The organism is Streptomyces sp. RKAG293, assembly GCF_023701745.1.
GTDB lineage: Bacteria > Actinomycetota > Actinomycetes > Streptomycetales > Streptomycetaceae > Actinacidiphila.
In genome coordinates this window covers 1,299,390-1,320,804 of sequence record NZ_JAJOZB010000001.1, presented here as the reverse complement: position 1 = coordinate 1,320,804, position 21,415 = coordinate 1,299,390, and the positions used below count along the sequence as shown (strand labels likewise).

Below are 21,415 nucleotides of genomic sequence, written 5' to 3'. Positions count from 1 at the left end.
ACCCACATGAGCACCGGGACCCTGGGGGTTCCGGTGCTCAGTGCTGTCGGGAGGGCGCCGTCGGCTCAGCGCCGGGGGAGCGAGGTCTGCTCGACGGCGAACAACTGCTCCTCGACGTGGTCCAGCGCCAGCCGCAGCGCCCCGGTGGCGATGGCCTCCTGGCCCAGCGCCGACAGCGTCACCTCCGGCGGCCGCAGGCAGTAGCGCGCCAGCTGGTCGCGCAGCGGCTCCAGAACGCCGTCCAGGCCCGCCGCCCAGCCGCCGATCACCACCAGCTCGGGGTCGAGGGCGAGCACCAGGGCCGCCACATCGTGCACCAGCCGCCGCAGATACCGGTCCACGGCCTCCTTGGCCTGCACATCGCCACCCTTGGCGAGCGCGAAGACCCGGGCGACGGCCGACTCGTCCAGCGGGTGCAGCGGCGTCCCGGTGGTCGACAGCAGATGCTCCGGTGTCACCTCCTGCCCCAGCAGGTGCAGCGCCCCGATCTCGCCCGCCGCGCCGCCGAAGCCGCGGTGCAGCCGGCCGCCGATCAGCGAACCGGCACCCGGGCTCAGCCCGGCCAGCACGAAGACCATGTCGTCGGTCCCCATGCCGACGCCCTTCCAGTGCTCGGCGACGGCCGCGACGTTCGCGTCGTTCTCCACCAGCACCGGACAGCGGAACGACCGCTGCAGCCGCTCGCCGAGCGGCAGACCCGTCCAGCCCGGCAGCGCCGTACTCAACCGAACCGCGCCGTCGGCCTCGACGATGCCGGGGCTGCCGACACCGACCGCCCACAGCGTGCTGCGCGCCACCCCGCACTTGCGGAGCAGCTCGGCGACGGTGCCGCGGACCCGGTCCAGCCGGTCGTCCGCGGACGCCGCCTCCGCCACGTCATGACCCAGCGAGCCCAGCAGCTGGCCGCTGAGGTCGGACAGCACCGCACGCACCTGGTGCGCGCCGATCTCTATGCCCAGCAGATGGCCGGCCTCGGCGTGGAACCGGAAGCGGCGGGCCGGCCGGCCCTGCTTGCGGGCGTCACCGGGCTCGGCCGGGGCCTCCACCACCAGACGGGACTCCGTCAGCCCCTCGATGACGCCCTCGACGGTCGGCCGGGAGAGCCCGGTGCTGTGCACCAGCTCGGTCAGAGTGGGGGTCTGGGACCCGCGCAGCGCATGGAGGACCACCGCGGAATTGATCCGTCGCAGCAGGGACGGGTCCCCGCCGGTGAGCCGCCCCAACGTATGTCCTCCCAGCCGGCGCGTGTATGTGGGCGGATCGTACCTGGCCAGCGGCCGCGCGGCGAGTGCCGTTGCAGCCCGCGCGGCGCCGGTCGCGGCCGGAGCCTCACCGGAGCACCCTCAAGTGCCTAGCGGGCGGCCGGATCCGGGTCGCCGGACGCCGCGCGCAGCCGTCCGAACTCCTCCGCCATGGCCGCGGCCGTCCAGTGGGCGTTGAGCCCGCTGGGGTTCGGCAGCGCCCAGATCCGGGTCCGGCCGATGGTCCGCTCCTGCGGGCCGATCCGGGCGTCCTTCTCACCGAAGGCGACCCGGTAGGCGGTGATGCCGGCCACGGCCAGCCACGCCGGCTCCAGCTGCCGCACCTTGGCGTCCAGGATCCGGCCGCCCTCCACCATCTCCGCGGCGCTCAGCTCGTCCGCCCGCGCCGTGGCCCGCGCCGCGACATTGGTGATGCCGAGCCCGTACGAGAGCAGCTCGCGCTGCTCGGCGGGGAGCAGCCGCCGGGGAGTGAAGCCCGAGGCGTGCAGCACCGGCCAGAACCGGTTGCCCGGCCGGGCGAAGTGGTGGCCGGTCGCCGCGGACAGCAGCCCCGGATTGATCCCGCAGAACAGCACACGCAGACCGCCCGCGGCCACATCCTCGATGGTGCGGTCGCGGGCGGCTTCGAGTTCCTCCGGCGTCAGAGGATCGCTCCGGGCGCGTACGCGGCCGCCTTCGGGTGCCGCTCGGCGACCTCGGCGATCCGCTGCACGACGGCCGCGACCTGTCCGGCGGCGGCACCGGTGAACGACAGCCGGTCGGCCATCAGCGCGTCCAGCTGCGCCCGGTCCAGCGGCATCCGCTCGTCCTCGGCGAGCCGGTCCAGCAGCTCGTTGCGCTCGGCGCCCTTCTCGCGCATCGCCAGCGCGGAGGCCACCGCGTGCTCCTTGATGACCTCGTGCGCGATCTCCCGGCCCACACCGGCGCGCACCGCGCCCATCAGCACCTTCGTGGTGGCCAGGAACGGCAGGTAGCGGTCCAGCTCACGGGCGATGACGGCCGGGAAGGCGCCGAACTCGTCCAGCACCGTCAGGAACGTCTCCAGCAGGCCGTCGAAGGCGAAGAACGCGTCCGGCAGCGCGACCCGGCGCACCACCGAGCAGGACACGTCGCCCTCGTTCCACTGGTCGCCCGCCAGCTCGCCGACCATCGAGGCGTAGCCGCGCAGGATCACCGCGAGACCGTTGACGCGCTCGCAGGAGCGGGTGTTCATCTTGTGCGGCATCGCGGACGAGCCGACCTGGCCCGGCTTGAAGCCCTCGGTGACCAGCTCGTGCCCGGCCATCAGCCGGATCGTCTTGGCCAGCGAGGAGGGGGCTGCGGCCAGCTGCACCAGCGCGGTCACCGCATCGTAGTCCAGCGAGCGCGGGTAGACCTGGCCGACGGAGGTGAAGGCCCGCGAGAAGCCCAGGTGACCGGCGATCCGGTCCTCCAGCTCGGCGAGCTTGGCGGTGTCGCCGCCCAGCAGGTCCAGCATGTCCTGCGAGGTGCCGACCGGGCCCTTGATACCGCGCAGCGGGTAGCGGCCCAGCAGGTCCTCGACCCGCTCGAAGGCCACCAGCAGCTCGTCCGCCGTCGTCGCGAAGCGCTTGCCCAGTGTGGTGGTCTGCGCGGCGACGTTGTGCGAACGCCCGGCCATGACCAGCTCGGCGTACTCGGCCGCGAGCTTCCCCAGCCGGGTCAGCACCGCCACCGTACGGTCGCGGACGTGCTCCAGCGACAGCCGGATCTGCAGCTGCTCGACGTTCTCGGTGAGGTCGCGCGACGTCATGCCCTTGTGGACCTGCTCATGCCCGGCGAGGGCGTTGAACTCCTCGATGCGGGCCTTCACATCGTGCCGGGTGATCTTCTCGCGCTCGGCGATGGAGGCGAGGTCGACCTGCTCCAGCACCCGCTCGTAATCGGCGAGCGCCTGCTCCGGCACCTCGATGCCGAGGTCCTTCTGCGCCCGCAGGACGGCGAGCCACAGACGGCGCTCCAGCACCACCTTCTGCTCGGGGGACCACAAGGTGGCGAGCTCCGCCGAGGCGTAGCGGCCGGCCAGGACGTTCGGGATACGAGGCTTAGCAGTCACGTGCAGAGAGTCTACTGCGCGTCGGCGCAGGCCAGCGCCCCGGCCGGATCGGCCGCCGGCAGAGCGCGTCGGCGCTGGTCAGCCCTGGTCAGCCTGGTCGGTCCGGTACGGGAGCAGCTCGCCGCGCTTGGGCGGCATGCCGTCCCCCGAGGAGCGGCCGGTCAGCCGCCGCCCGATCCACGGCACCAGGTGCTCGCGCGTGAAGCGCAGGTCGGCGCCGCGCCGCGTCACCCAGCCCGGCGGCACGGCGGGCGGCAGCAGCTCCGTCCAGTCCGACTCCGGCTCGTGGCCGAGCGCCTGCCAGACCGCCTCGGCCACCCGGCGGTGGCCCTCGGCGTTCAGATGCAGCCGGTCGTCGGCCCACATCTGCGGATCACCGAGCACCCCCGACCCGTAGAGGTCGACCACGACCGCGCCGTGCCGTTCCGCGAGGGTGTCGAGGAACGCGAAGAGCTGCTCCATACGCGGCAGGAAGCGGGCCGCGACGGGTCCCCGGCGGATCGGGCTGCGCATGAGGACGAGCTGCCCGCAGCTGGGCGCCAGCTTCTCCACGGACTGCTCCAGCAGCGCGCAGACGGCGTCGACATCGCACTTGGGCCGCAAGGTGTCGTTGAGCCCGCCGACCAGCGTGACGAGGTCGGCGCGCATCGACGCGGCGGTGTCCACCTGCTCGTCCGCGATCTGCCGGATGAGCTTGCCCCGCACCGCGAGGTTGGCGTACCGGAAATCAGGGACGCGGGCGGCGAGGCGCCCGGCGACCAGGTCGGCCCATCCCCGGTACGAACCGTCCGGGAGGGCGTCCGACATTCCCTCGGTGAAGGAGTCGCCGACCGCGACAAAACTGGTGTACGTGGCATTCATCTGCATGGCGCGGGCGATCCTACCCGCCACCGGGCCGGGTCCGCTCGGCGATCGATGATGATCAATAATTCAATCGCACGAACCAGCGATACCGGTCACGCTGCACCGGACACCCATGACCCGATCAGGAGCAGCCGTGACCGACCTCGAAACCCTCGTCAAGCCCGAAGACCTCGTCGCGGCCATCGAGTCGGGACACGTCTCGCGCAAGCAGCACCCCGAACTGCCCCTCTCGATCTACACCTACACGCGCACCTGCCAGTACGAGCGCGCCTGGACCGACGTCACCATCCGCTGCCGCGGCCTGGTGGCCGACGACGGGACCGGTGCGATCGTGGCGTGGCCGTTCGAGAAGTTCTTCAACGTCGGGGAGCACGGCCTCGGGCTGCCGTACGCGCCGGCACTGCCCGTCGAGCCGTTCGAGGTCTACGACAAGGTCGACGGTTCCCTCGGCATCGTCTTCCACTACGACGCCCGCTGGCACGTCGCCTCCAAGGGCTCGTTCACCTCGGAGCAGGCCACCTGGGCGACGCGGCGGCTGCGTGCCGCCGACACCGGTGCGCTCGACCCGCGGAGCACGTACCTCGTCGAGATCCTGTACCCGGAGAACCGCATCGTCGTGAACTACGGCGAGCGGCGCGACCTCGTGCTGCTCGCGGCGTACGCGCACGACGGCACCGAACGCGCCCTCGCCGAGGCCGCGGTGGAGTGGCAGCCGATCGGCTCCGTCGTCCGCAGCTGGCCCGCGCCCGATCTGGCCCGGCTGCTCGCGATGACGGCGGACAACATCCGCGTCGACGGCCAGGAGGTCACCGGAACGGACGCCGAGGGGTACGTCCTGCGATTCGACTCCGGGGTGCGGACGAAGGCCAAGACCGCGGACTACGTGCGGCTGCACAAGGTCATCACCGGTGTCACCGAACGGGACATCTGGCGCAGCCTCGGCATCCAGCGGTTCGCCGACCGCGACCCCAAGCGGCTCGCCCAGACCCTCGGCTGCCGGGCCGAGGAACTGGCGGCGTACGCGGCGGGCGGCACCGGCCCGCTCGACGCACTGCTCGAACAGGTCCCGGACGAGTTCGACGCCTGGGTGCGCGGCATCGTGGAAGGTCTGGTGGCCCAGGCCGAAACGCTGGCCGCGAGCGCCCGGGAGGAGTTCGCGGCTCTCGCGCCGCTCGGCCACGACCGGGCCGCGTTCGCCCGCGCCGCCCAGCGGATCAGCGACCGGACGGTGCGCGGCACCATGTTCCAGCTGCTCGACGGACAGAACGTCGATCTACAGTTCTGGCGGGCGATCAAGCCCGGCCCCTCCGACCCTTTCGCGAACGACGAAGAAGGCTGAACCCGATGCCCACCGTGCACGTCATGACCGGTCTGCCCGCCTCCGGGAAGACCACCGCCGCCCGCAAGCTGTGCGCCGACTCCGAAGGCCGCGTCCGGCGCGTCAACCTCGACGACCTGCGGGTGATGCTCGGCGACGGCGGGAGCGGCGGCGGCCGGCAGTGGTCGCACGAGCACGAGCAGACCGTCCTCGCCATCCAGGACGCCGCCGTGCGGGAGACGGTCGCCGCCGGTTTCGACGTCGTCGTCGACAACACCCATCTGACCCCGCACATCCCCAAGCGGCTCAAGGCCGCCGTCGGCGGGCTGGCGGTCTTCGTCGTCCATGACTTCACCGATGTGCCGATCGAGGAATGCCTGCGCCGCGACGCGGCCCGCGACAACCCCGTGGGCGAGGAGATCATCCGCATCCTGGCCGACAAGCACACCAAGTCCACCCGCGGTGGCTGGCGGCTCACGGACGCCTGGATGAACGACACGCCCGCCGTCCTGCCCTACACCGCGGACCCGGCCCTGCCCGACGCCGTGATGTGCGACATCGACGGCACCCTCGCCATCAACCGGAACCGCAACCCGTACGACTTCAGCCGCTGCGAGCAGGACGGCCTGAACACCTCGGTGCGCGACGCCCTCGTCGCCTTCCAGAAGGCGAACGGCGACCGGATCGTGCTGCTGTCCGGCCGCGGCGAGGAGTTCCGGGCCCAGACCGAGGCCTGGATCGCGGCACACGGCGTGCCCTGCGACGAGCTGTGGATGCGGCACGCCGGAGACACGCGCCGCGACGACGTCGTCAAGGCCGAGCTGTTCGACGCGCACGTCCGGCACCGCTACAACGTGCGCGTTTGCCTGGATGACAGGGACAGGTGCATCAAACTTTGGAGGAACATCGGACTGCCGACTTGGCAGGTGAACTACGGGAATTTCTGATGGCGGAACAGCTCACGAGGGAGTGTCCGTCGTGTGGTGCGGGAATCGGCTACAAGCACCGCGACAATTCCGGAGGGCTGAGCGCGAGGGCCGCAAGTGCAAGGAGTGCCGTCACCAGCGGCTCCCTGGCCTGTCGAAGAAGCTTCGTGCCTCTTACGACAAGGGGCTGACGAACCGGGAGATCGCCGCCGTCGTGGGTTGCGCTCACAAGACCGTTGCGTATCGACTGAAGAAGATGGGTCTTGTGTCCCACCTGTCGCGAGGCGTTCCTCCCGAACGGGTGGACGATGAGCGCTCACGGTGTCGCAGATGCGACACCGTGCAACTCAAGGACCAATTCCCCTTTGTGCGGGGGCGCATTGACGCTCGGCGACTGTCCATCTGCCGGGCATGCCGCGCGAAGGATGCGAGGAAAGCGCTCGGAGCCACACCGGAGTCCTACTTCAACGACCGACAGCGCCGCCTGGCCAGCGGCGAGCGCGGGATGCGTCCCAGCCGCCAACTGCTTGAGTACGACTTGCCGAACGGCTACCTCGCGGCTCTCTGGCACTGGCAGGGAGCCGCGTGCTTCTACACAGGCAAGCCCATGTTGACGGGGTACGGCATCGGCCGCAATCCATACGGCGTCTCGATCGACCGAGTCGATTCGTCCAAGGGCTACGTGGTCGGCAATGTGGTGCTGTGCTGTGCGCGCGTGAACAGTGTGAAGAACAACCTGACTCTCGGCGAACTCGCCGAGTGGATTCCGAGCTGGTTCCAGGAGGTGACTCACCGCCTTCCAGCGCTCGTCAAGGAGGTACACGCTGCAGCTGACGACTGGCCGCGCAATGCAAGAGGCCACCGCCTCCCGGCCTGGATTGTCGAACGCCGCGAACGTATGGCGGCGCTCAAAGTGGAGTAGCTGGCGCCGGATGGGCCTGCCCACCTGGCAGGTAAAATACGGGAGTTTCTGAGCCGGGGGCCGTGGCTCGAGGGCCGGCCGGCGGCTGAAGCGGATGCCGGCGTCCTCCAGTCGGCCGCGCCGCAGCATCAGGATGTCGCGCGGGTAGTTCTGGTACAGCCGCCAGGGCGCGATCGCCGTCCACGCCGTGCTCGCGGGCGGTGTCGCGGACGTACTCGCGGATCGCGTCCCCGTCGGCGATCGCCTTGGCGCCGGTCCAGGGCCGGAACGTGTAGCCCAGCGTCTGCATGTCGGAGTCGGAGCGGATGCCGGGGTAGCGGAACAGGTCCCAGGTGCCGCCGATCGCGTCCCTGGCCTCCAGGACCGCGAACGTCCTGTCCGGGGTCTCCCGGCGGAGGTGGCAGGCGGCGCCGATGCCGGACAGGCCGGCACCGACGACGATCAGCACGTCGACGTGGTCCGCGGGCGCGTCGTCACCGGTCGGGGGCGTCACGCACCCGGCTCCGACCGGGACAGCGCCGCCGCGGGGAGGGACGGCTTCGGCCGGCGCGGTTCGCGGACGCCGGCGGGCGGCGGACCGCCGGGACCGCCACCGCCCGGCCGCACCCGGCGCCGGAACCGCCGCAGCAGGGCCACCAGGGGAATGAGCGGCAGGGCGAGCAGGAGCCACGGGTTCCTCGTCATCTGCTTCATCTGCATACTCCGACACTCCGCTCACCGCCCGGCGTGCGCCATAGCCCTTACAGGCTAAGGGACGCCGCTCCCGCTGAGCCGGCCGTCGCTGTGGCAGTGTGGGTGGCGCCGCAGACGACCGGAAGTTCGACGACCGGAGGCCCGACGACCCGTGACCACGATCATCTGGATCACCGAGGGCGCTTGGCAGGCGACCGTGGACGCCGCCCGCTCGCACGTCCCCGACTCGGCCGAACTCACCCTGCTCCACGTCACCGGTGACGACGTCGAGGCCGCCGCGCACGGCGCGTTCGCGGGTCTGCTCGGCCGCGGTCACCGTGAGCGCGATCCGGGCGACTATCTGGAGGAGCTGTCGGCGACGGCCGGTGCCGAACTCCTGGAAGCGGCGGCCGACCGGCTCGGCCGGCCCGCGGCCCGGCTGCAGGTCCACGGGCGCATCGCGCGCGAGGTGGTCCGGGCGGCGGAGGGCGCCGAACTGCTGATCTGCGCGCGGGACGGCGACCTCCACCGGCTGGGGCCCCGCAGTCTGGGGCGCGACGGCCGGTTCGTCGTCGACCACGCGCCCTGTCCCGTCCTGCTGGTGTGGCCCGAACCCGCCCCCGGTCTCGGCTCGATCCCGCCCCCACCGACCGGCCCCCCGCCACCGCACCACGGTCCGCCGCACCACGGTCCGGAGCACCACGGGGCGTGAACGTGCGGGCGCGGGCGGGCTGTGTCGGCGTCACGCGGAGGAGATCACGCCGATCCCGTTCGGCACCGGGCGTTCGGGCACGCCGGACGGATGGTTCCGCACCGTGCTGTGCGCGGCGTCCGGGAGCCGGGTGACGAGGGTGGACGAGCCTCCTCCGTCGAGGTCGACGGCGCCGTCGGCTCCGAGGGCGCGCAGCAGTCGGGCCAGTTCGCCGAGGGTCAGTCCGTCGTCGTGTTCGGCGCCGCCGTCCAGGGCCAGCAGATACAACCGGTGGCCGTGGCGGCTGAATCCGGCGGCGGTCCGGGTGGCGGCGACGGTCTCGTCGAGGCCGTCCAGGGGGACGCCGTCGCGCAGGACCGGATACCCGCCGATCGCGAAGGTCAGCGGGACGCGTCCGGTGGCCCGGAGGCGGTGCCGGACGGCTACGGGGTCACCGGGCCGCAGCTTGCGCAGTACGCGGGCGCCGGCCTCGCGCCCCACCAGGACGACCGTCCCGCGCGGGACGAGGCCTTCGCCCAGGGTGGTCGAGACCGAGGTGACGCGGCCGTTGTGCACCGTCACCTCGTAGGGGTCGGTGCCGCAGGGGGCGGCGCGAACGTCGTCGGTTCCGCATGCGGCGCGTTCGCGGGAGGCGGGTCCCCAGGCCGAGGTGTACGCGCCGATGCCGTTCACGGGCAGCGCGTACTGGTTGAAGCCGGCGAGCTCCCATGTCCCGGGCGGGGTGACGACGGTGCCGCGCAGCCGCAGCCGGTCCAGCCGGGCCGTGCCGTCGGCGCCGATGCCCAGCACGTCCTCGCCGGTCGCTCCCGGCACCAGCGCGGGGCCGTAGCGCTGGCCGTCCGGAACAGCGGCCTTGAGCGGCCGCCCGTCCGCGACGGCAGGGCCCACGGCGGAACCGGTCGGCCGCACGCCCGGGTGCTCGTCCTCGGTGATGTCGAAGAAATCGCCGTTGACGGCGGCGACCGCGCCGCGCGCGTCGGCCAGCCGGGACACCGGCGCCCGGATGCCGGTCACCGCGCCGCTCGTGCCGGGCCGCAGCAGCTCGACCTTCACACGGGCGTCGTCCAGATCGACCGTCAGGAGGTGGCCGTGCGCCGTGCCGTGGGACGCGGCCACCGAGAACGTCTCGTACCGCACGCCGGGCGCTGGATACGTCGCGTCCGCGAACAGCGGACCCGGAACGGCGTCGGCGCTCCCGGGCACCGCCATGACGAACAGGGCGCTCCAGGCGGCGGTCACGACGACCGCCGTACGTAAGCGGCTCCCGGGCCGGGAGTGCCGGCGGGAGCCGGAGGACGGACGGGCGGGCAGGCGCGAGGTGGTGCGGGGCATGGGCCGGACCTTTCTTGCCTGTGCGTCGAGGTGTGGGGTGACACGTGTGCGGTGGACCGCTCGGTCACTCTTCCCGATCGCGTCCGCCCTCCGGCGCGTCCGCCGCCCCGTTCCCGCTGTTGGCGTAGCGCGGCCAAGCGTCCTGCCGTGCCGGACATGCCGAAGGGACCGGCGGACGGAGCATCAACTCCTGTCCGCCGGTCCCTTCCTGGAGTCCGGCCGCGCCCGGTGGCGCGCTGCCCCTAAGGCCTTAGTCGATCGTGATCGGGCCGTCGGTCGGCTTGTCCCGGCCGGTGTCCTTGTCGGTGTCCTTCTCGGTGGGCTTCGGCTTGACCGGCTCCGTGGGGCCGGCGGCCGGCTTCAGGTAACCCTGCAGTTCGAGCAGGCCGTTGTCCTTGCCCGGACGGGGGTACTCGGTGGAGCCGCTCAGGTTCTTGCGGACGGAGTCCAGGATGGTCAGCCCCTGGCCGACCAGTCCCGCCGCGATCTCACTGAGGCCGTCGGCGCCGTTGAGGACGTTGACGTTGGCCCCGGCGAGGCCGCCGGCGGCCTCCTTGACGATAAGCGGCAGCTGGTCGATCAGCATCCGGTCCAGTGCCACCCGGTCGTACGAGGCCGCGGCCTCGGCCTGGATCTTCATCCGCTCGGCCTCGGCGATCGCCAGCACCTTGATCCGTTCGGCCTCGGCCTCGGCGGGCTTCACGATCTCTGCCCGCAGCTGCTGCTGCCGGAGCTCGGCCTGGCGCTGGGCCAGTTCGGTCTGGGCGATGAGCACTTCCTGCTGTGCGTGGGCCATCGCCAGCGGGCCGGCCTGAGCGGACTCCGCCTGCGCGCGGTCCACCTGGGCCGAGTACTCGGCCTTGACCACGGCGGTCTGCCGGGCGTACTCGGCCTGGTTCCGTGCGGCCACCTGCTCCGCCTCCACCGAGGCCTGGGTGGCCTGCGCCTGGGCGATCTGGGCCTGCCGCTGGATGGCGGCCTTGTGCGGCGCCGCCATCGCGGCGATGTATCCGGTGTTGCCGTCGTCGATCGACTGGATCTGCAGCGAGTCGACGGTCAGACCGATCTTCGCCATCTCGGTCTTGGAGGTCTCCAGGACCTCGGTGGCGAGCTTCTGCCGTTCGGTGACGATCTCCTCGACCGTCATCGAGCCGATGATGGAGCGCAGATGACCGGCGAAGATCCGGCCGGTCAGTACCGACATCTGGTCCTGGTCGGAGAGGAACCGCTGACCGGCGTTGACAATGCTCTCCCGGTCGTTGCCCACCTTGAAGGCGATCACGGCCCGGACCGTCAGCGCGATCCCCTGCTTGGTCACACAGGTCTCGGCGACCTCGGCCTCGCACATCGCCAGGGTGAGGAAGCGGGTCTTGCGGAAGACGGGGAGCACGAACTTTCCGTGGCCGGTCACCACGCGGAACGGCGCACCTTCCAGTCCCCGCCTGCCGCCTGAAATCAGCATCGCCTCGTCGGGGGCGGGAACGCGATAACCGAACATTTCGTCTCCTTTAAGGGGCGTCGGTGACGCCGCCCAACGCATCCAGGGGATCTGCCCACTCGATGACGCCGACCTGCCGGGTCCCGCGGGACTCGATGACGAGCACGGTCGTCCCGCGCGGCAGGGGCTCCTCGGACCAGGCGAGGAAGGTCTCGGTTCCCCCTCTGACGCGCACCAGGATCTCGCCGGGTCCGGCGGATCCACGCGTGGCGATCAGAAGTTCCCCCGTGCAGCCGATAACGGCCTCGTCCTGCGCCATTGCCGACTGCCCCTTCGTCGTAGTGGTCCTGGGATATCGACCATAGTCCTCATGCCACCGGCGGCCTATCCTCGGGGACCCGGTGGGTCGTATAGGGGGAGGTCCGAGCGGGTCGGCGGCCCTGCGTAGGGCGTCTGGGACGGAGCTCGTGGCGCCCGCCGGTCAGGTGACGGGGAGGGCGAAGTCGTAGACGAGTTGGGCCGGGCCGGGTGGCAGCTGGAGGTCGGTGACCTCCAGGACGCGGCCGTGCTGATCGGCGATGGTCCGGCGGATGGTCAGCTTCGCGTGGTCCGGGGCGGCCGGCCGGGGGTTGTGGACCGGGGTGAGATCGATGGTGTCGCGCCGGTGGGGGCGCAGATCGGCGTCGATCATCCACTGGTACAGGCCGCGCAGGTTGCCGCGGTGGGGCTCGGACGAGGCGCGGCGGTGTTCGGCCAGCCGCGGGATCTCGGCGAGCGCGACCGGCGAGAAGTACGACGTCGCGTTCGCCAACTGGGCCCCGGGCGCCTGCTCGACCCGCTGGTGGACGAGGGTGGGCGTGCCGGGGGTGAGGCCGAGCAGGCAGGAGATGTCGACGGGGGCGGGCGCGGTGCGCAGCACGCCGAGGTCGTCGTCGATCCCCTCGGGCGTGACGGGCGCCGTATCGATCAACTGACCCGGCAGCGCCACCGGGACGACCGCGGCGCGGGTGCCTCTGCGTCCGGTGGTCACCATGCCGCGGTCGCGCAGGAGCTGCAGGGCCTGGCGTACGGTCTGCCGGTTGACGCCGAAGCGGTCGGCCAGCAGCCGCTCTGCGGGCAGTCGGTCTCCCGGGGCTATGCGGCCCTTGTCGAGCTCGGCCTGGAGTTGGTCGGCGATCCGCTGGTAGAGCGGACGGGCGGGCGGGGCGGAGCGGGAGGAACGGGGCACAGCGGGTGATCCCTTCCCATCGGGAGTGACGCATGGTGATCGCACATGTGAGATCCGTTCCCCATATTTATCATTGGTCTATACCTGTGGCGAGCATTACTCGTCGGTACGCCAGGTATTGGCGCGAACTCGCAGTCACCGGACCCGATCCGCGGCGCCCCGCGGTTTGTCGCTGATTGAGCAGGGCGAAGCGGGACCCCGCAAGGTGACCAGCACATTGCCGAGGGCGTAAGGGTCGGTGCGCGCCCGGCCGGAGGCCCGGCCGTGCGCACGTTCCGTGAGGTTCGCGGCTGCGGTTGAGAGCGCTTGCCGGCCGGGCCGGCGCCGGGGAACCCCTCGGCGCCGGCCCGTGCCGAACCGCTCAGCGCAGGCGGTCGCCGTCCCGGTCACGGCCCCGGTCGCGGGTGCGGTTGCCGGTGCTGGTGCCGCTGCGGTCGCGGTCGCCGTCGCGGCTCCGGCTGCGGAAGAACTCGTCGGTATCGAGGTCCCCGTCCAGGAACTTCCCTGCCACGAAGCCGATGGCGCCGAGCGCCGCCACGAGCAGGAACGCACCGAACCCGCCGAAGTACCCGGCGAACGCCAGGGCCATTCCCACGCCCAGGCCGACCAGCGGCGTGTTCATCGTCCGCCCGCCGTCTCCCGCGCCGGTCCGCCGCTCACTGGACCCGCTGCTCCCGCTCGTCCTCGTCGTCGTCCTCTTCGTCCGGCAGCTTGACGTCGCCGATCGCGATGTTGACCTCGACGACCTCGAGTCCCGTCATCCGCTCGACCGCGGCGATCACGTTCTCCCGCACCGCGTTGGCGACATCGACGATGGACACGCCGTAGTCCACGACGAGGTCGAGGTCGAGGGCGGTCTGCGTCTCGCCGACCTCCGCCTTCACCCCACGGGTGACGGATTTCGCGCTGCCCGGCACCCGGTCGCGCACGGCGCCGAAGGTGCGGGCGAAGCCGGTGCCCAGGGCGTGCACACCCACGACATCGCGGGCGGCCAGACCGGCGATCTTCTCCACCACGCCGTCGGCGATGGTGGTCCGGCCGCGCCCTCCCGCATCGCCGCGCGGTGGCTTGCTCCCGGGGTTGGGGCGGTCGGGCTCGGGCTTGGTCCGCGCTGTGCTGTCGCTCATGGTGAGTCGTCCCTTCGTTGGGCTGCTCTACGTCCCACGCTAAGCACGGGTCGCCGCCACCGCGCGCGGAGAGCGGTCGGGGGTCGGTCGGAGTGCGGCGCTCCGGGGGTGTCGGACGGGGTCAGCGGGCGGCGAAGTCCTGGGTCCACCATGGGCCGTTCGGGCGCATGCTCACGCCGACGCCGATCTCCTTGAACGCGCAGTTCAGGATGTTGGAACGGTGGGCGGCGCTCTTCATCCACGCGGTCATGGCCGCTCGCGGGTCCTTGGCGCCCCTGCCGATGTTCTCGCCCCACCGCGTCCACGGATACCCGGCGGAGGTCAGCCGGTTGCCTGGGTCCTGACCGTCGGGCGTCGCGTGCTCGTAGTAGCCGCGGGCCGCCATGTCGTCGGAGTGCGCCCTGGCGGCCGCCGTGAGTTTCCCGTTCGCCGTGACACGCCGGCAGCCGTGTTTCCGGCGTTCCACGTTGACGATGCCCACGATCTGCTGGGCCCGCCAGTCCGTGCCGGCCAGGGAGGTACCCGTGACGGCCGGGCGCGGGGCCGCCGCGGCGCTGTAGCTCCCTGCGGTGGCGGCGATGAGGCCCGCGGCCACCACCCATGCCGCGGTGCGCGACCGGCGCCGCCGGGGCGGTTCGACGGGAGACGGCGGCGGGGACCCGGAGTCGGGGTTCACGGGGCGTACCTTCCGGGTCTGTCAGTGGCTCGCCGTACGGTGGACACGTCGTGTCCGGGACGCGCGGACGAGGATCCGGGTGAGGCTGAGGACTGAGGACTGAGGACTGAGGACTGAGGGCTGAGGCGATGGCAGAGGTACTGGTGCGGATCGTGGGCCGGGAGCTGCCCGGGGCCGCCTGTGGCGACCACAGGGACGTCCATGTCGGGATCCAGCGGGGGCGGTACCGGACGCCGTGGTGTCGGCGGACGCCGCTGAGGTGGTCTTCGAGACCGCCGTCACCCTGGTCACCGCGCCGGACGGAACGGCCGACTTCCGCGGGCCCCATGCCCAGGGCCGCCGCGGCGGCCGGTTCCTCTATCTGACGTGGGGCGAACAGCCGCCCGGCGGAGCGTTCGCGATGTTCCGCCGGGCCAAGCTCCACCTGGGCGACATTCCCGCCGGGAACCTGGCGGCCGCCCGCGACGGCGGCGGCTGCCTGCGGGCGGACCTGGGACTGACCGACGGCTTCGGCCTGCCCCTGTGTGCCTCCGTTCACCCGCCCCGGGTGACCTGGAGCGTTGTCGCCAGTCGCTGACAGGTGCGCCGGCCGGCTACCGACCCGCCTCGTCGGTGGGCGGACGGGTGCCGCCGATCTGCTCGTTCAGTTTCTCCTGAGCCGTGTCGACCTGGCCGCTGTACTTGTTCTGTGTCTTCTTGTCGACGAGGTCACCGGCCTTCTCGACACCCTGCTTCGCCTGATCCTCGTGACCCTTGAGCATGCCTTTGATTTTGTCGAGCATGGACATGGCGGACCTCCTCGCGTGATGGACAACATCTTCAGGATCTACGCAGAGGACAGGGTTCGCATTACGGGCGTAACGCTTCGGGTCGGCCCGGGCCGGGCGCTCAGGCCGAGTGGACCGCCACCGCCAGCACCAGGAGGACGGTGACGACCGCGCAGATGCCGTGAGCGACGACCGCCGTGACGGGGAAGTGCCGCTCGGCGGTCCGCTCGCCGTGCGCATGGCGACCGGGGCTGGGCAGCCAGCGGAACAGCATCATCAGGCCCAGGGACGCCACGACGAGCACGACACCGCAGGCCGCCCACGCGGAGGCCATCAGATCGCCGAAGAGGAAGACCGTCCACGCGGCCAGGCCGACCACGGCCAGCAGGATGTGCCCCAGGATCAGCGAGACCGGTAACCGGGTGATGCCGGCCTCGCGTTGCCGCAGGCCACCGTGGCGCAGCCAGATCGTGAACAGATATGCCCCCAGGGAGGCGGTGAGCAGCCAGACGCCCAGAGCAACAGAGCCCATTCCCCCGCACCTCGTTCGATCGCTGTCCGGGCCGCGTCCACGACGGTCGGCGCGGCGCCCCCATCAGAGCGCCCCTCCGGATGCGGTCCGGGACAAACATTCCTTGCTTAACCCGAAAGGATGAACCGGGACGGTCCCGTACGGAACGGCGGGCGGCACTGCGCTAGCGCGCGGCCGGGGCGGGCACCCTGGGGTGTCCGCCCCGGCCACGGCCGCGTCAGGAGGTCGCGCTGGGCAGCGTGCTCCGCACCTCGCGGGCGGCGGTGACGAGGTTCTCCAGGGAAGTCCTGACCTCCGGCCAGCCGCGGGTCTTCAGACCGCAGTCCGGGTTGACCCAGAGCCGTTCGGCGGGAATCGCCTCAAGGCCCTTGCGGAGCAGGGCCGCCGCCTCCGCCGCGCTGGGGATCCGGGGGGAGTGGATGTCGTAGACGCCCGGACCGACCTCGCGCGGATAGCCGGCGGTGGCCAGCTCGCCCGCGACCTGCATGTGGGAACGGGCGGCTTCCAGGCTGATGACGTCGGCGTCGAGATCGTCGATGGCCTGGAAGATGTCACCGAACTCCGCGTAGCACATGTGGGTGTGGATCTGGGTGTCGGGACGGACCCCGCCGGCGGTGAGGCGGAAGGCCTCGGTCGCCCAGCCAAGGTACTCGGCATGGCCGTCGGCGCGCAGCGGCAGCGTCTCGCGCAGCGCGGGCTCGTCCACCTGGATCACCGAACTGCCCGCCGCCTCCAGATCGTCGACCTCGTCGCGCAGGGCGAGCGCGACCTGGCGGGCGGTGTCGCCGAGCGGCTGGTCGTCACGGACGAAGGACCAGGCCAGCATGGTGACGGGCCCGGTCAGCATGCCCTTGACCGGGCGGGTGGTGAGGGACTGGGCGAACCGTGTCCAGCGGACCGTCATCGGCTCGGGGCGGGAGATGTCCCCGGCGAGGATCGGCGGCCGGACGTAGCGGGTCCCGTAGGACTGGACCCAGCCGTGCTGGGTGGCGAGGTAGCCGGTCAGCTGCTCGGCGAAGTACTGCACCATGTCGTTGCGTTCGGGCTCGCCGTGCACCAGGACGTCGATGCCGGCCTTCTCCTGGAAGGAGAGGACCTCGCGGATCTCGGCCTCGATACGGGCGTCGTACGCGGCGGTGTCGATGCGCCCGGCCCGCAGCTCGGCCCGTGCGGTGCGCAGTTCGGTGGTCTGCGGGAACGAGCCGATCGTGGTCGTCGGCAGCAGCGGCAGCCCGAGGTGGGCGCGCTGGGCGGCGGCCCGTTCCTCGTAGGGCTGGGAGCGGCGGGCGTCGCTGTCGGTGACGGCCGCGGCGCGGGTTCTGACGGCCGGGTCGTTGGTGAGGGCGGAACCGGCCCGGGAGGCCAGGTCGGCCCGGTTGGCGGCGAGTTCGGCCGCGATCGTGTCGGTGCCCTGGGACAGTCCGCGCGCCAGGGTGACGATCTCGGCGGTCTTCTGCCGGGCGAAGGCCAGCCAGCGGGCGATCTGCGGGTCGATGTCGCGCTCGGCCGTGGCGTCCAGCGGGACGTGCAGCAGGGAGCAGGAGGAGGCGACGTCGACCCGCTCGGCCAGCCCGAGGAGCGTGCCGAGGACGGACAGCGACTTCTCGTAGTCGTTGATCCAGACGTTGCGGCCGTTGACGACACCCGCCAGCAGGCGCTTGCCGGGCAGCCCGCCGACGGCCGCGAGGTCGTCGAGGTTGGCCGCGGCCGGACCGGTGAAGTCCAGCGCCAGCCCGTCGATGGGCGCCTTGGCGAGGATCGGCAGGGCCTCGCCCAGCCGGTCGAAGTAGGACGCGACCAGCAGTTTCGGCCGGTCGGTGAGACCGCCCAGCACACGGTAGGTGCGCGCGGCGGCGTTGAGTTCACCCGGGGTGCGGTCCTGGACCAGGGCCGGCTCGTCGAGCTGCACCCACTCGGCCCCTGCGGCGAGCAGATCCGCGAGCACCTCGGCGTACACGGGCAGCAGCCGGTCGAGGAGCGTCAGCGGTTCGAAGTCCGCCGCGACGCCGGGGGCGGGCTTGGCGAGCAGGAGGTAGGTGACCGGACCGACGAGGACCGGGCGCGCGGAGAGGCCGAGGGCGAGCGCTTCCTTCAGCTCGGCGACCTGCTGGGTCGAGTCGGCGCTGAAGACGGTGTCCGGGCCCAGCTCGGGCACCAGGTAGTGGTAGTTGGTGTCGAACCACTTGGTCATCTCGAGCGGCGCGACGTCCTGCGTGCCGCGGGCCATCGCGAAATAGCCGTCCAGGGCGTCGGCGGCGACCGCGGCGCGGTGCCGGGCCGGAATCGCGCCGACCATGACGCTGGTGTCCAGGACGTGGTCGTAGTACGAGAAGTCGCCGGTCGGGACCTCCTGGATGCCGGCGTCGGCGAGCTGCCGCCAGTTGGTGCGGCGCAGCTCAGCGGCGGCGTCCCGCAGGGCGTCAGCACCGACGTCGCCCTTCCAGTAGCCCTCGATCGCCTTCTTCAGCTCCCGGTTCCGGCCCTGCCGGGGGTAGCCGTGCACGGTCGAGCGTGCGGTGGCGGACGTGCTGGTCATGGAACTCTCCTTCGCGAGTGTCTCCCATAGGACCCCGGGAGAATCGACGGCGCGAAGGGACCACAGACCGGACGGGATCACGTCGCTGAAGCGCCGGAACGCCGCACGTGCCCGCCTGATGTGTACTCCGACCCGCCCTCGAGGTCTCCGGAATCACCGTGCGCCGTTGGGGGCGCGCGGGCAGTGGCAGGTCTTCGGACTCGCGGGCGCGTCTCGTACGGACACGAGACACCTACTGGCCGTCGCTTCCCAGATCCCGGCTCGGGTCCCAGTGCGTATGACGGCGGTCGTTCCCACTCACCGCTGCGGGGCAGTCCCGGAATTCCACCGGGTTCCCTCTTACGACGCGCCTGTCTGGCGGACAGGGCGAACCAGCTGCACCGTCCAGCCTATGGCCAAAGGGGCCGCCGGGTCAGCATTGTTCAGCTACCGGACGGTGAAATGGGACACCGGCTCGTCCCGCCCCGTGGCCCGCTCGAGTACCCGGAAACAGGGGTGGTGCGCGAGGCGCGGCGGGCCGTACGATGCGACCGGTTCCGGCCGTCCGACGGGCGGCGGGGCCGACAATTTCATGCGTCCGCGAGTGGGGAAAGCCGGTGGGAATCCGGCGCTGACCTGCAACCGTGAGCAGCGTTCCGCGCTGCGAGCCGGAGAGCCCGCCGTACGACGTGCACTGCTTCTCACTGTCATGGTCTGCAGCGTGGAGCCCGAACCCCTCCTGGTTCTCCGGCCCCTGCCGCTTCCTTCATGGAACGCGCCAGGGGTTCGACGTGCCGTGGGGGACACGTGCGGGGTCCCGGCGCCGGCCCCGTACGAAAGGCTCTCCATATCGTGCTGCGTACCGCATCCCGGCGCATCGCCCTGGCCGCCGCCGCTCTCGCCTTCACGGCGATCGCTCCCTCGGCGTCCGCCGCGTCCGCCACTCCGGCCACCGCCGCCTCGCTTCCCGTGCTCGTCCGGGTCACGGTCGTCGACACCACCCACACGGTCTTCAACGGCATCGTTCTGACCAGCGGCCATGACGTCACGACCGCCACCGGTGGCACGCACCGGTGCGACGGGACCAACGGCGGCGCCAACCCGGGCCGGGTGGCCACCCCGACCGCGGCGCTCGACGACGCGGCGAGACGGGCGCACTTCTCCTGGGACGGCACCTGGTACCCCTCGTTCGACGACTACGCGGTCAGCCGCATAGCCGCCGACACGGCGGGCGCGAGCGAGTACTGGAACATCTCCGTCAACGGCACGCCGACCCCCGTGGGCGGCTGCCAGTTCCGTATCAGGACCGGTGACAAGGTCGTCTTCACCCTGACCGCGTTCTGACCCCCGGCCCGCCGGGGGCGGCAGCCCGCAGGCCGCCCCCGGCGGCGTCACGCCCCGACCGCATGGTGCAGACTCGATGCCGTGAGAAAGATCTTTGTCATCGGTATCGGCGCGGGCGACCCGGACCATCTGACGCTGCAGGCGGTCAAGGCGCTCAATCAGGCCGACGTGTTCTTCGTGCTGGACAAGGGCGAGGAGAAGTCGGACCTGGTCCAGCTGCGCCACGACATCATCGAACAGCATGTGACGCGCCCGCACCGGCTGGTGTCGGCCCAGGACCCGGACCGGGACCGTACGGCGCCGTCACCGGTCTACGCGTCGGCCGTCGGTGACTGGCGCCATCGCCGGGCCGACATCTACGAGCACTTCATCACCTCGGAGCTGGCGGACGACGAGTGCGGCGCCTTCCTGGTGTGGGGCGATCCCGCCCTGTACGACAGCACCCTGGGCATCCTGGAGGACGTTCTCGGCCGCGGGACGGTCGCGTTCGACTACGAGGTGATCCCCGGCATCAGCAGCGTCGCGGCGCTGGCCGCCAAGCACCGGACCGGGCTGAACCGCCCCGCGCGGCCCGTGCAGATCACCACCGGCAGGCAGCTGGCCGCGGGCTTCCCCGAAGGGGCCGACGACGTCGTCGTCATGCTCGACGCGCACCAGGCCTTCGCGCACCTTCCGGACGGCGGGGACGACGTCACGATCTACTGGGGCGCGTACCTGGGCACACCGGACGAGATCCTCGTCGCGGGACCGCTGCCCGACGTCTCGGACCGCATCCAGACGCTGCGCGCCGAGGCCCGCGCCCGCAAGGGCTGGATCATGGACACCTATCTGCTGCGCAGAACCCCCGCAGGCGACCGCGACGACGGCTGACCCGGCTGCGGGCTACGCCGGCACCTCGTGCAGCCACGCGGCCGCTTCCTCAGGGGTCGCGGCCACGGGCACCCCGTCGGGCACCGGCGGACGGCGGACGACGACGACCGGAACCCCGGCCTCGCGGGCGGCGGTGAGCTTCGCCGCGGTGGCCGGTCCGCCGCTGTCCTTGGTGACGAGGACGTCGATGCGGTGGCGGCGCAGCAGTTCCGCCTCCCCTTCGAGGGTGAAGGGCCCCCGGTCGAGCAGTACTTCCGAGGGCTCCGGCAGTGGTGGCTCCGGGGCGTCGACCGAGCGGACCAGGAACCACAGACCGGTCGTGGCTGCGAACGCGGCCAGCCCCGTCCGGCCCGTGGTCAGGAAGATCCGCCGGCCCAGCCCCGGGAGCAGCGCGGCGGCCCCGGCCAGGGAATCCGCGGGGTGCCAGCGGTCGTCCGGGCCCCCCAGCCAGCCGGGCCGCCGCAACGCGAGCAGCGGGATCCCGGCGGACGCCGCGGCCTCCGCGGCGTGGAAGCTGATGGTGCCGGCGAAGGGGTGGGTGGCGTCGATCAGCGCGTCCACCGCGTGCTCGGCCAGCCAGCGGCCCAGCGCGTCCGTGCCCCCGAACCCGCCGATCCGCACCTCGCCGGCGGGCAGCCGCGGTTCGGCCACCCGTCCCGCCAGCGAGCTGGTCACCCGCAGCGCGGGATCGGCGGCCAGCGCCGCCGCGAGCCGGCGCGCTTCAGTGGTGCCGCCCAGGATGAGCACATGTCGTGTCACGTTCGCCGTTCACTTCCCTCGCAGCGGCCGGTGGGTCCGCCGCGGTGGGGCACGGGCGGGGGACGGCGTCGCAGTTT

At 71.9% G+C, this 21,415-nt stretch carries 22 protein-coding genes, 2 pseudogenes and 2 riboswitches; of the genes and pseudogenes, 7 read left to right on the top strand and 17 right to left on the bottom strand.

Annotated elements, in window-relative coordinates:
• Positions 1 to 65 precede the first annotated feature (65 nt).
• The 4 genes from LNW72_RS05845 to LNW72_RS05830 form a co-directional block, all read right to left on the bottom strand.
• Positions 66 to 1,223, bottom strand: a complete 1,158-nt coding sequence (locus tag LNW72_RS05845) for an ROK family protein (protein WP_138357209.1) — start codon at positions 1,221 to 1,223, stop codon at positions 66 to 68.
• A 128-nt stretch (positions 1,224 to 1,351) separates the two neighbouring features.
• The gene (gene mug / locus LNW72_RS05840; protein WP_250980033.1) at positions 1,352 to 1,906 is read right to left on the bottom strand and encodes a G/U mismatch-specific DNA glycosylase; all 555 of its coding nucleotides are present in this window, start codon (positions 1,904 to 1,906) and stop codon (positions 1,352 to 1,354) included.
• Complete coding sequence (purB, locus tag LNW72_RS05835) at positions 1,903 to 3,336, bottom strand: adenylosuccinate lyase (protein ID WP_138357207.1); 1,434 nt, start codon at positions 3,334 to 3,336, stop codon at positions 1,903 to 1,905. The genes mug and purB overlap by 4 nt, the downstream gene beginning before the upstream one ends.
• Positions 3,337 to 3,414: 78 nt before the next feature.
• Entirely contained in the window at positions 3,415 to 4,203 is a 789-nt protein-coding gene (locus LNW72_RS05830; protein ID WP_250974384.1) for an SGNH/GDSL hydrolase family protein, read from the bottom strand.
• A gap of 130 nt (positions 4,204 to 4,333) precedes the next feature.
• On the opposite strand from LNW72_RS05830, the gene LNW72_RS05825 reads away from it, so the two are divergent.
• The 3 genes from LNW72_RS05825 (at position 4,334) to LNW72_RS05815 (ending at position 7,366) form a co-directional block, all read left to right on the top strand.
• Positions 4,334 to 5,539 (top strand): T4 RnlA family RNA ligase, encoded by a 1,206-nt coding sequence (locus tag LNW72_RS05825; RefSeq protein ID WP_250974383.1) that lies wholly within the window; start codon positions 4,334 to 4,336, stop codon positions 5,537 to 5,539.
• A 5-nt stretch (positions 5,540 to 5,544) separates the two neighbouring features.
• On the top strand, positions 5,545 to 6,465 hold the full coding sequence (locus LNW72_RS05820) for an AAA family ATPase (RefSeq protein WP_250974382.1): 921 nt from the start codon (positions 5,545 to 5,547) through the stop codon (positions 6,463 to 6,465).
• 319 nt (positions 6,466 to 6,784) lie between these two features.
• Complete coding sequence (locus tag LNW72_RS05815; protein WP_250974381.1) at positions 6,785 to 7,366, top strand: hypothetical protein; 582 nt, start codon at positions 6,785 to 6,787, stop codon at positions 7,364 to 7,366.
• Between the two features lie 181 nt (positions 7,367 to 7,547).
• On the opposite strand, the pseudogene LNW72_RS05810 reads toward LNW72_RS05815, so the two are convergent.
• Both LNW72_RS05810 and LNW72_RS05805 read right to left on the bottom strand, forming a co-directional pair.
• A pseudogene (locus tag LNW72_RS05810) lies at positions 7,548 to 7,859 on the bottom strand (NAD(P)-binding protein); the annotation flags it as partial.
• Entirely contained in the window at positions 7,856 to 8,059 is a 204-nt protein-coding gene (locus LNW72_RS05805) for a hypothetical protein (protein ID WP_250974380.1), read from the bottom strand. The pseudogene LNW72_RS05810 and the gene LNW72_RS05805, both read right to left, overlap by 4 nt.
• A 151-nt stretch (positions 8,060 to 8,210) precedes the next feature.
• Here LNW72_RS05805 and LNW72_RS05800 point away from each other — a divergent pair, with 151 nt between their 5' ends.
• The gene (locus LNW72_RS05800; protein WP_250974379.1) at positions 8,211 to 8,750 is read left to right on the top strand and encodes a universal stress protein; all 540 of its coding nucleotides are present in this window, start codon (positions 8,211 to 8,213) and stop codon (positions 8,748 to 8,750) included.
• Positions 8,751 to 8,780: 30 nt separating this feature from the next.
• Here the strand turns inward: LNW72_RS05800 and LNW72_RS05795 are convergent, their stop codons facing one another.
• From LNW72_RS05795 to LNW72_RS05765, 7 genes and pseudogenes are all read right to left on the bottom strand, one after another.
• On the bottom strand, positions 8,781 to 10,082 hold the full coding sequence (locus tag LNW72_RS05795; RefSeq protein WP_250974378.1) for a phosphodiester glycosidase family protein: 1,302 nt from the start codon (positions 10,080 to 10,082) through the stop codon (positions 8,781 to 8,783).
• A 250-nt stretch (positions 10,083 to 10,332) separates the two neighbouring features.
• A complete protein-coding gene (locus tag LNW72_RS05790; protein ID WP_250974377.1) occupies positions 10,333 to 11,580 on the bottom strand; it encodes a flotillin family protein in 1,248 nt (415 codons plus the stop codon).
• Between the two features lie 10 nt (positions 11,581 to 11,590).
• Positions 11,591 to 11,839, bottom strand: a complete 249-nt coding sequence (locus LNW72_RS05785; RefSeq protein WP_138354456.1) for a hypothetical protein — start codon at positions 11,837 to 11,839, stop codon at positions 11,591 to 11,593.
• A gap of 162 nt (positions 11,840 to 12,001) precedes the next feature.
• On the bottom strand, positions 12,002 to 12,748 hold the full coding sequence (locus LNW72_RS05780; RefSeq protein ID WP_250974376.1) for a GntR family transcriptional regulator: 747 nt from the start codon (positions 12,746 to 12,748) through the stop codon (positions 12,002 to 12,004).
• Positions 12,749 to 13,178: 430 nt separating this feature from the next.
• A pseudogene (locus LNW72_RS05775) lies at positions 13,179 to 13,370 on the bottom strand (hypothetical protein); the annotation flags it as partial.
• Between the two features lie 34 nt (positions 13,371 to 13,404).
• Entirely contained in the window at positions 13,405 to 13,875 is a 471-nt protein-coding gene (locus tag LNW72_RS05770) for an Asp23/Gls24 family envelope stress response protein (protein ID WP_250974375.1), read from the bottom strand.
• Positions 13,876 to 13,996: 121 nt separating this feature from the next.
• Positions 13,997 to 14,551: a CAP domain-containing protein gene (locus LNW72_RS05765; RefSeq protein WP_250974374.1), complete on the bottom strand. Its 555-nt coding sequence runs from the start codon at positions 14,549 to 14,551 to the stop codon at positions 13,997 to 13,999.
• Positions 14,552 to 14,789: 238 nt separating this feature from the next.
• On the opposite strand from LNW72_RS05765, the gene LNW72_RS05760 reads away from it, so the two are divergent.
• The gene (locus LNW72_RS05760; RefSeq protein ID WP_250974373.1) at positions 14,790 to 15,128 is read left to right on the top strand and encodes a DUF5990 family protein; all 339 of its coding nucleotides are present in this window, start codon (positions 14,790 to 14,792) and stop codon (positions 15,126 to 15,128) included.
• A gap of 16 nt (positions 15,129 to 15,144) precedes the next feature.
• Here LNW72_RS05760 and LNW72_RS05755 read toward each other — a convergent pair whose 3' ends face one another.
• The 3 genes from LNW72_RS05755 to metE all read right to left on the bottom strand — a co-directional run bounded on the left by LNW72_RS05755 (position 15,145) and on the right by metE (position 18,386).
• Positions 15,145 to 15,339 carry an antitoxin gene (locus LNW72_RS05755; RefSeq protein ID WP_250974372.1) on the bottom strand — a complete coding sequence of 65 codons (195 nt, stop codon included), beginning with the start codon at positions 15,337 to 15,339 and terminating at the stop codon, positions 15,145 to 15,147.
• A 100-nt stretch (positions 15,340 to 15,439) separates the two neighbouring features.
• On the bottom strand, positions 15,440 to 15,850 hold the full coding sequence (locus tag LNW72_RS05750; protein WP_250974371.1) for a hypothetical protein: 411 nt from the start codon (positions 15,848 to 15,850) through the stop codon (positions 15,440 to 15,442).
• A gap of 217 nt (positions 15,851 to 16,067) precedes the next feature.
• Complete coding sequence (metE, locus tag LNW72_RS05745; protein ID WP_250974370.1) at positions 16,068 to 18,386, bottom strand: 5-methyltetrahydropteroyltriglutamate--homocysteine S-methyltransferase; 2,319 nt, start codon at positions 18,384 to 18,386, stop codon at positions 16,068 to 16,070.
• A gap of 184 nt (positions 18,387 to 18,570) precedes the next feature.
• Positions 18,571 to 18,760, bottom strand: a riboswitch (cobalamin riboswitch).
• Positions 18,761 to 18,906: 146 nt separating this feature from the next.
• Positions 18,907 to 19,065: riboswitch (cobalamin riboswitch) on the top strand.
• A 152-nt stretch (positions 19,066 to 19,217) separates the two neighbouring features.
• Between metE and LNW72_RS05740 the strand changes: the two genes are divergently transcribed.
• Both LNW72_RS05740 and cobF read left to right on the top strand, forming a co-directional pair.
• Positions 19,218 to 19,709: a DUF4430 domain-containing protein gene (locus LNW72_RS05740; RefSeq protein ID WP_250974369.1), complete on the top strand. Its 492-nt coding sequence runs from the start codon at positions 19,218 to 19,220 to the stop codon at positions 19,707 to 19,709.
• Positions 19,710 to 19,790: 81 nt separating this feature from the next.
• Positions 19,791 to 20,579 carry a precorrin-6A synthase (deacetylating) gene (gene cobF / locus LNW72_RS05735; protein ID WP_250974368.1) on the top strand — a complete coding sequence of 263 codons (789 nt, stop codon included), beginning with the start codon at positions 19,791 to 19,793 and terminating at the stop codon, positions 20,577 to 20,579.
• Between the two features lie 12 nt (positions 20,580 to 20,591).
• Here cobF and LNW72_RS05730 read toward each other — a convergent pair whose 3' ends face one another.
• The gene (locus LNW72_RS05730) at positions 20,592 to 21,338 is read right to left on the bottom strand and encodes a cobalt-precorrin-6A reductase (protein ID WP_250974367.1); all 747 of its coding nucleotides are present in this window, start codon (positions 21,336 to 21,338) and stop codon (positions 20,592 to 20,594) included.
• Positions 21,339 to 21,415 lie beyond the last annotated feature (77 nt).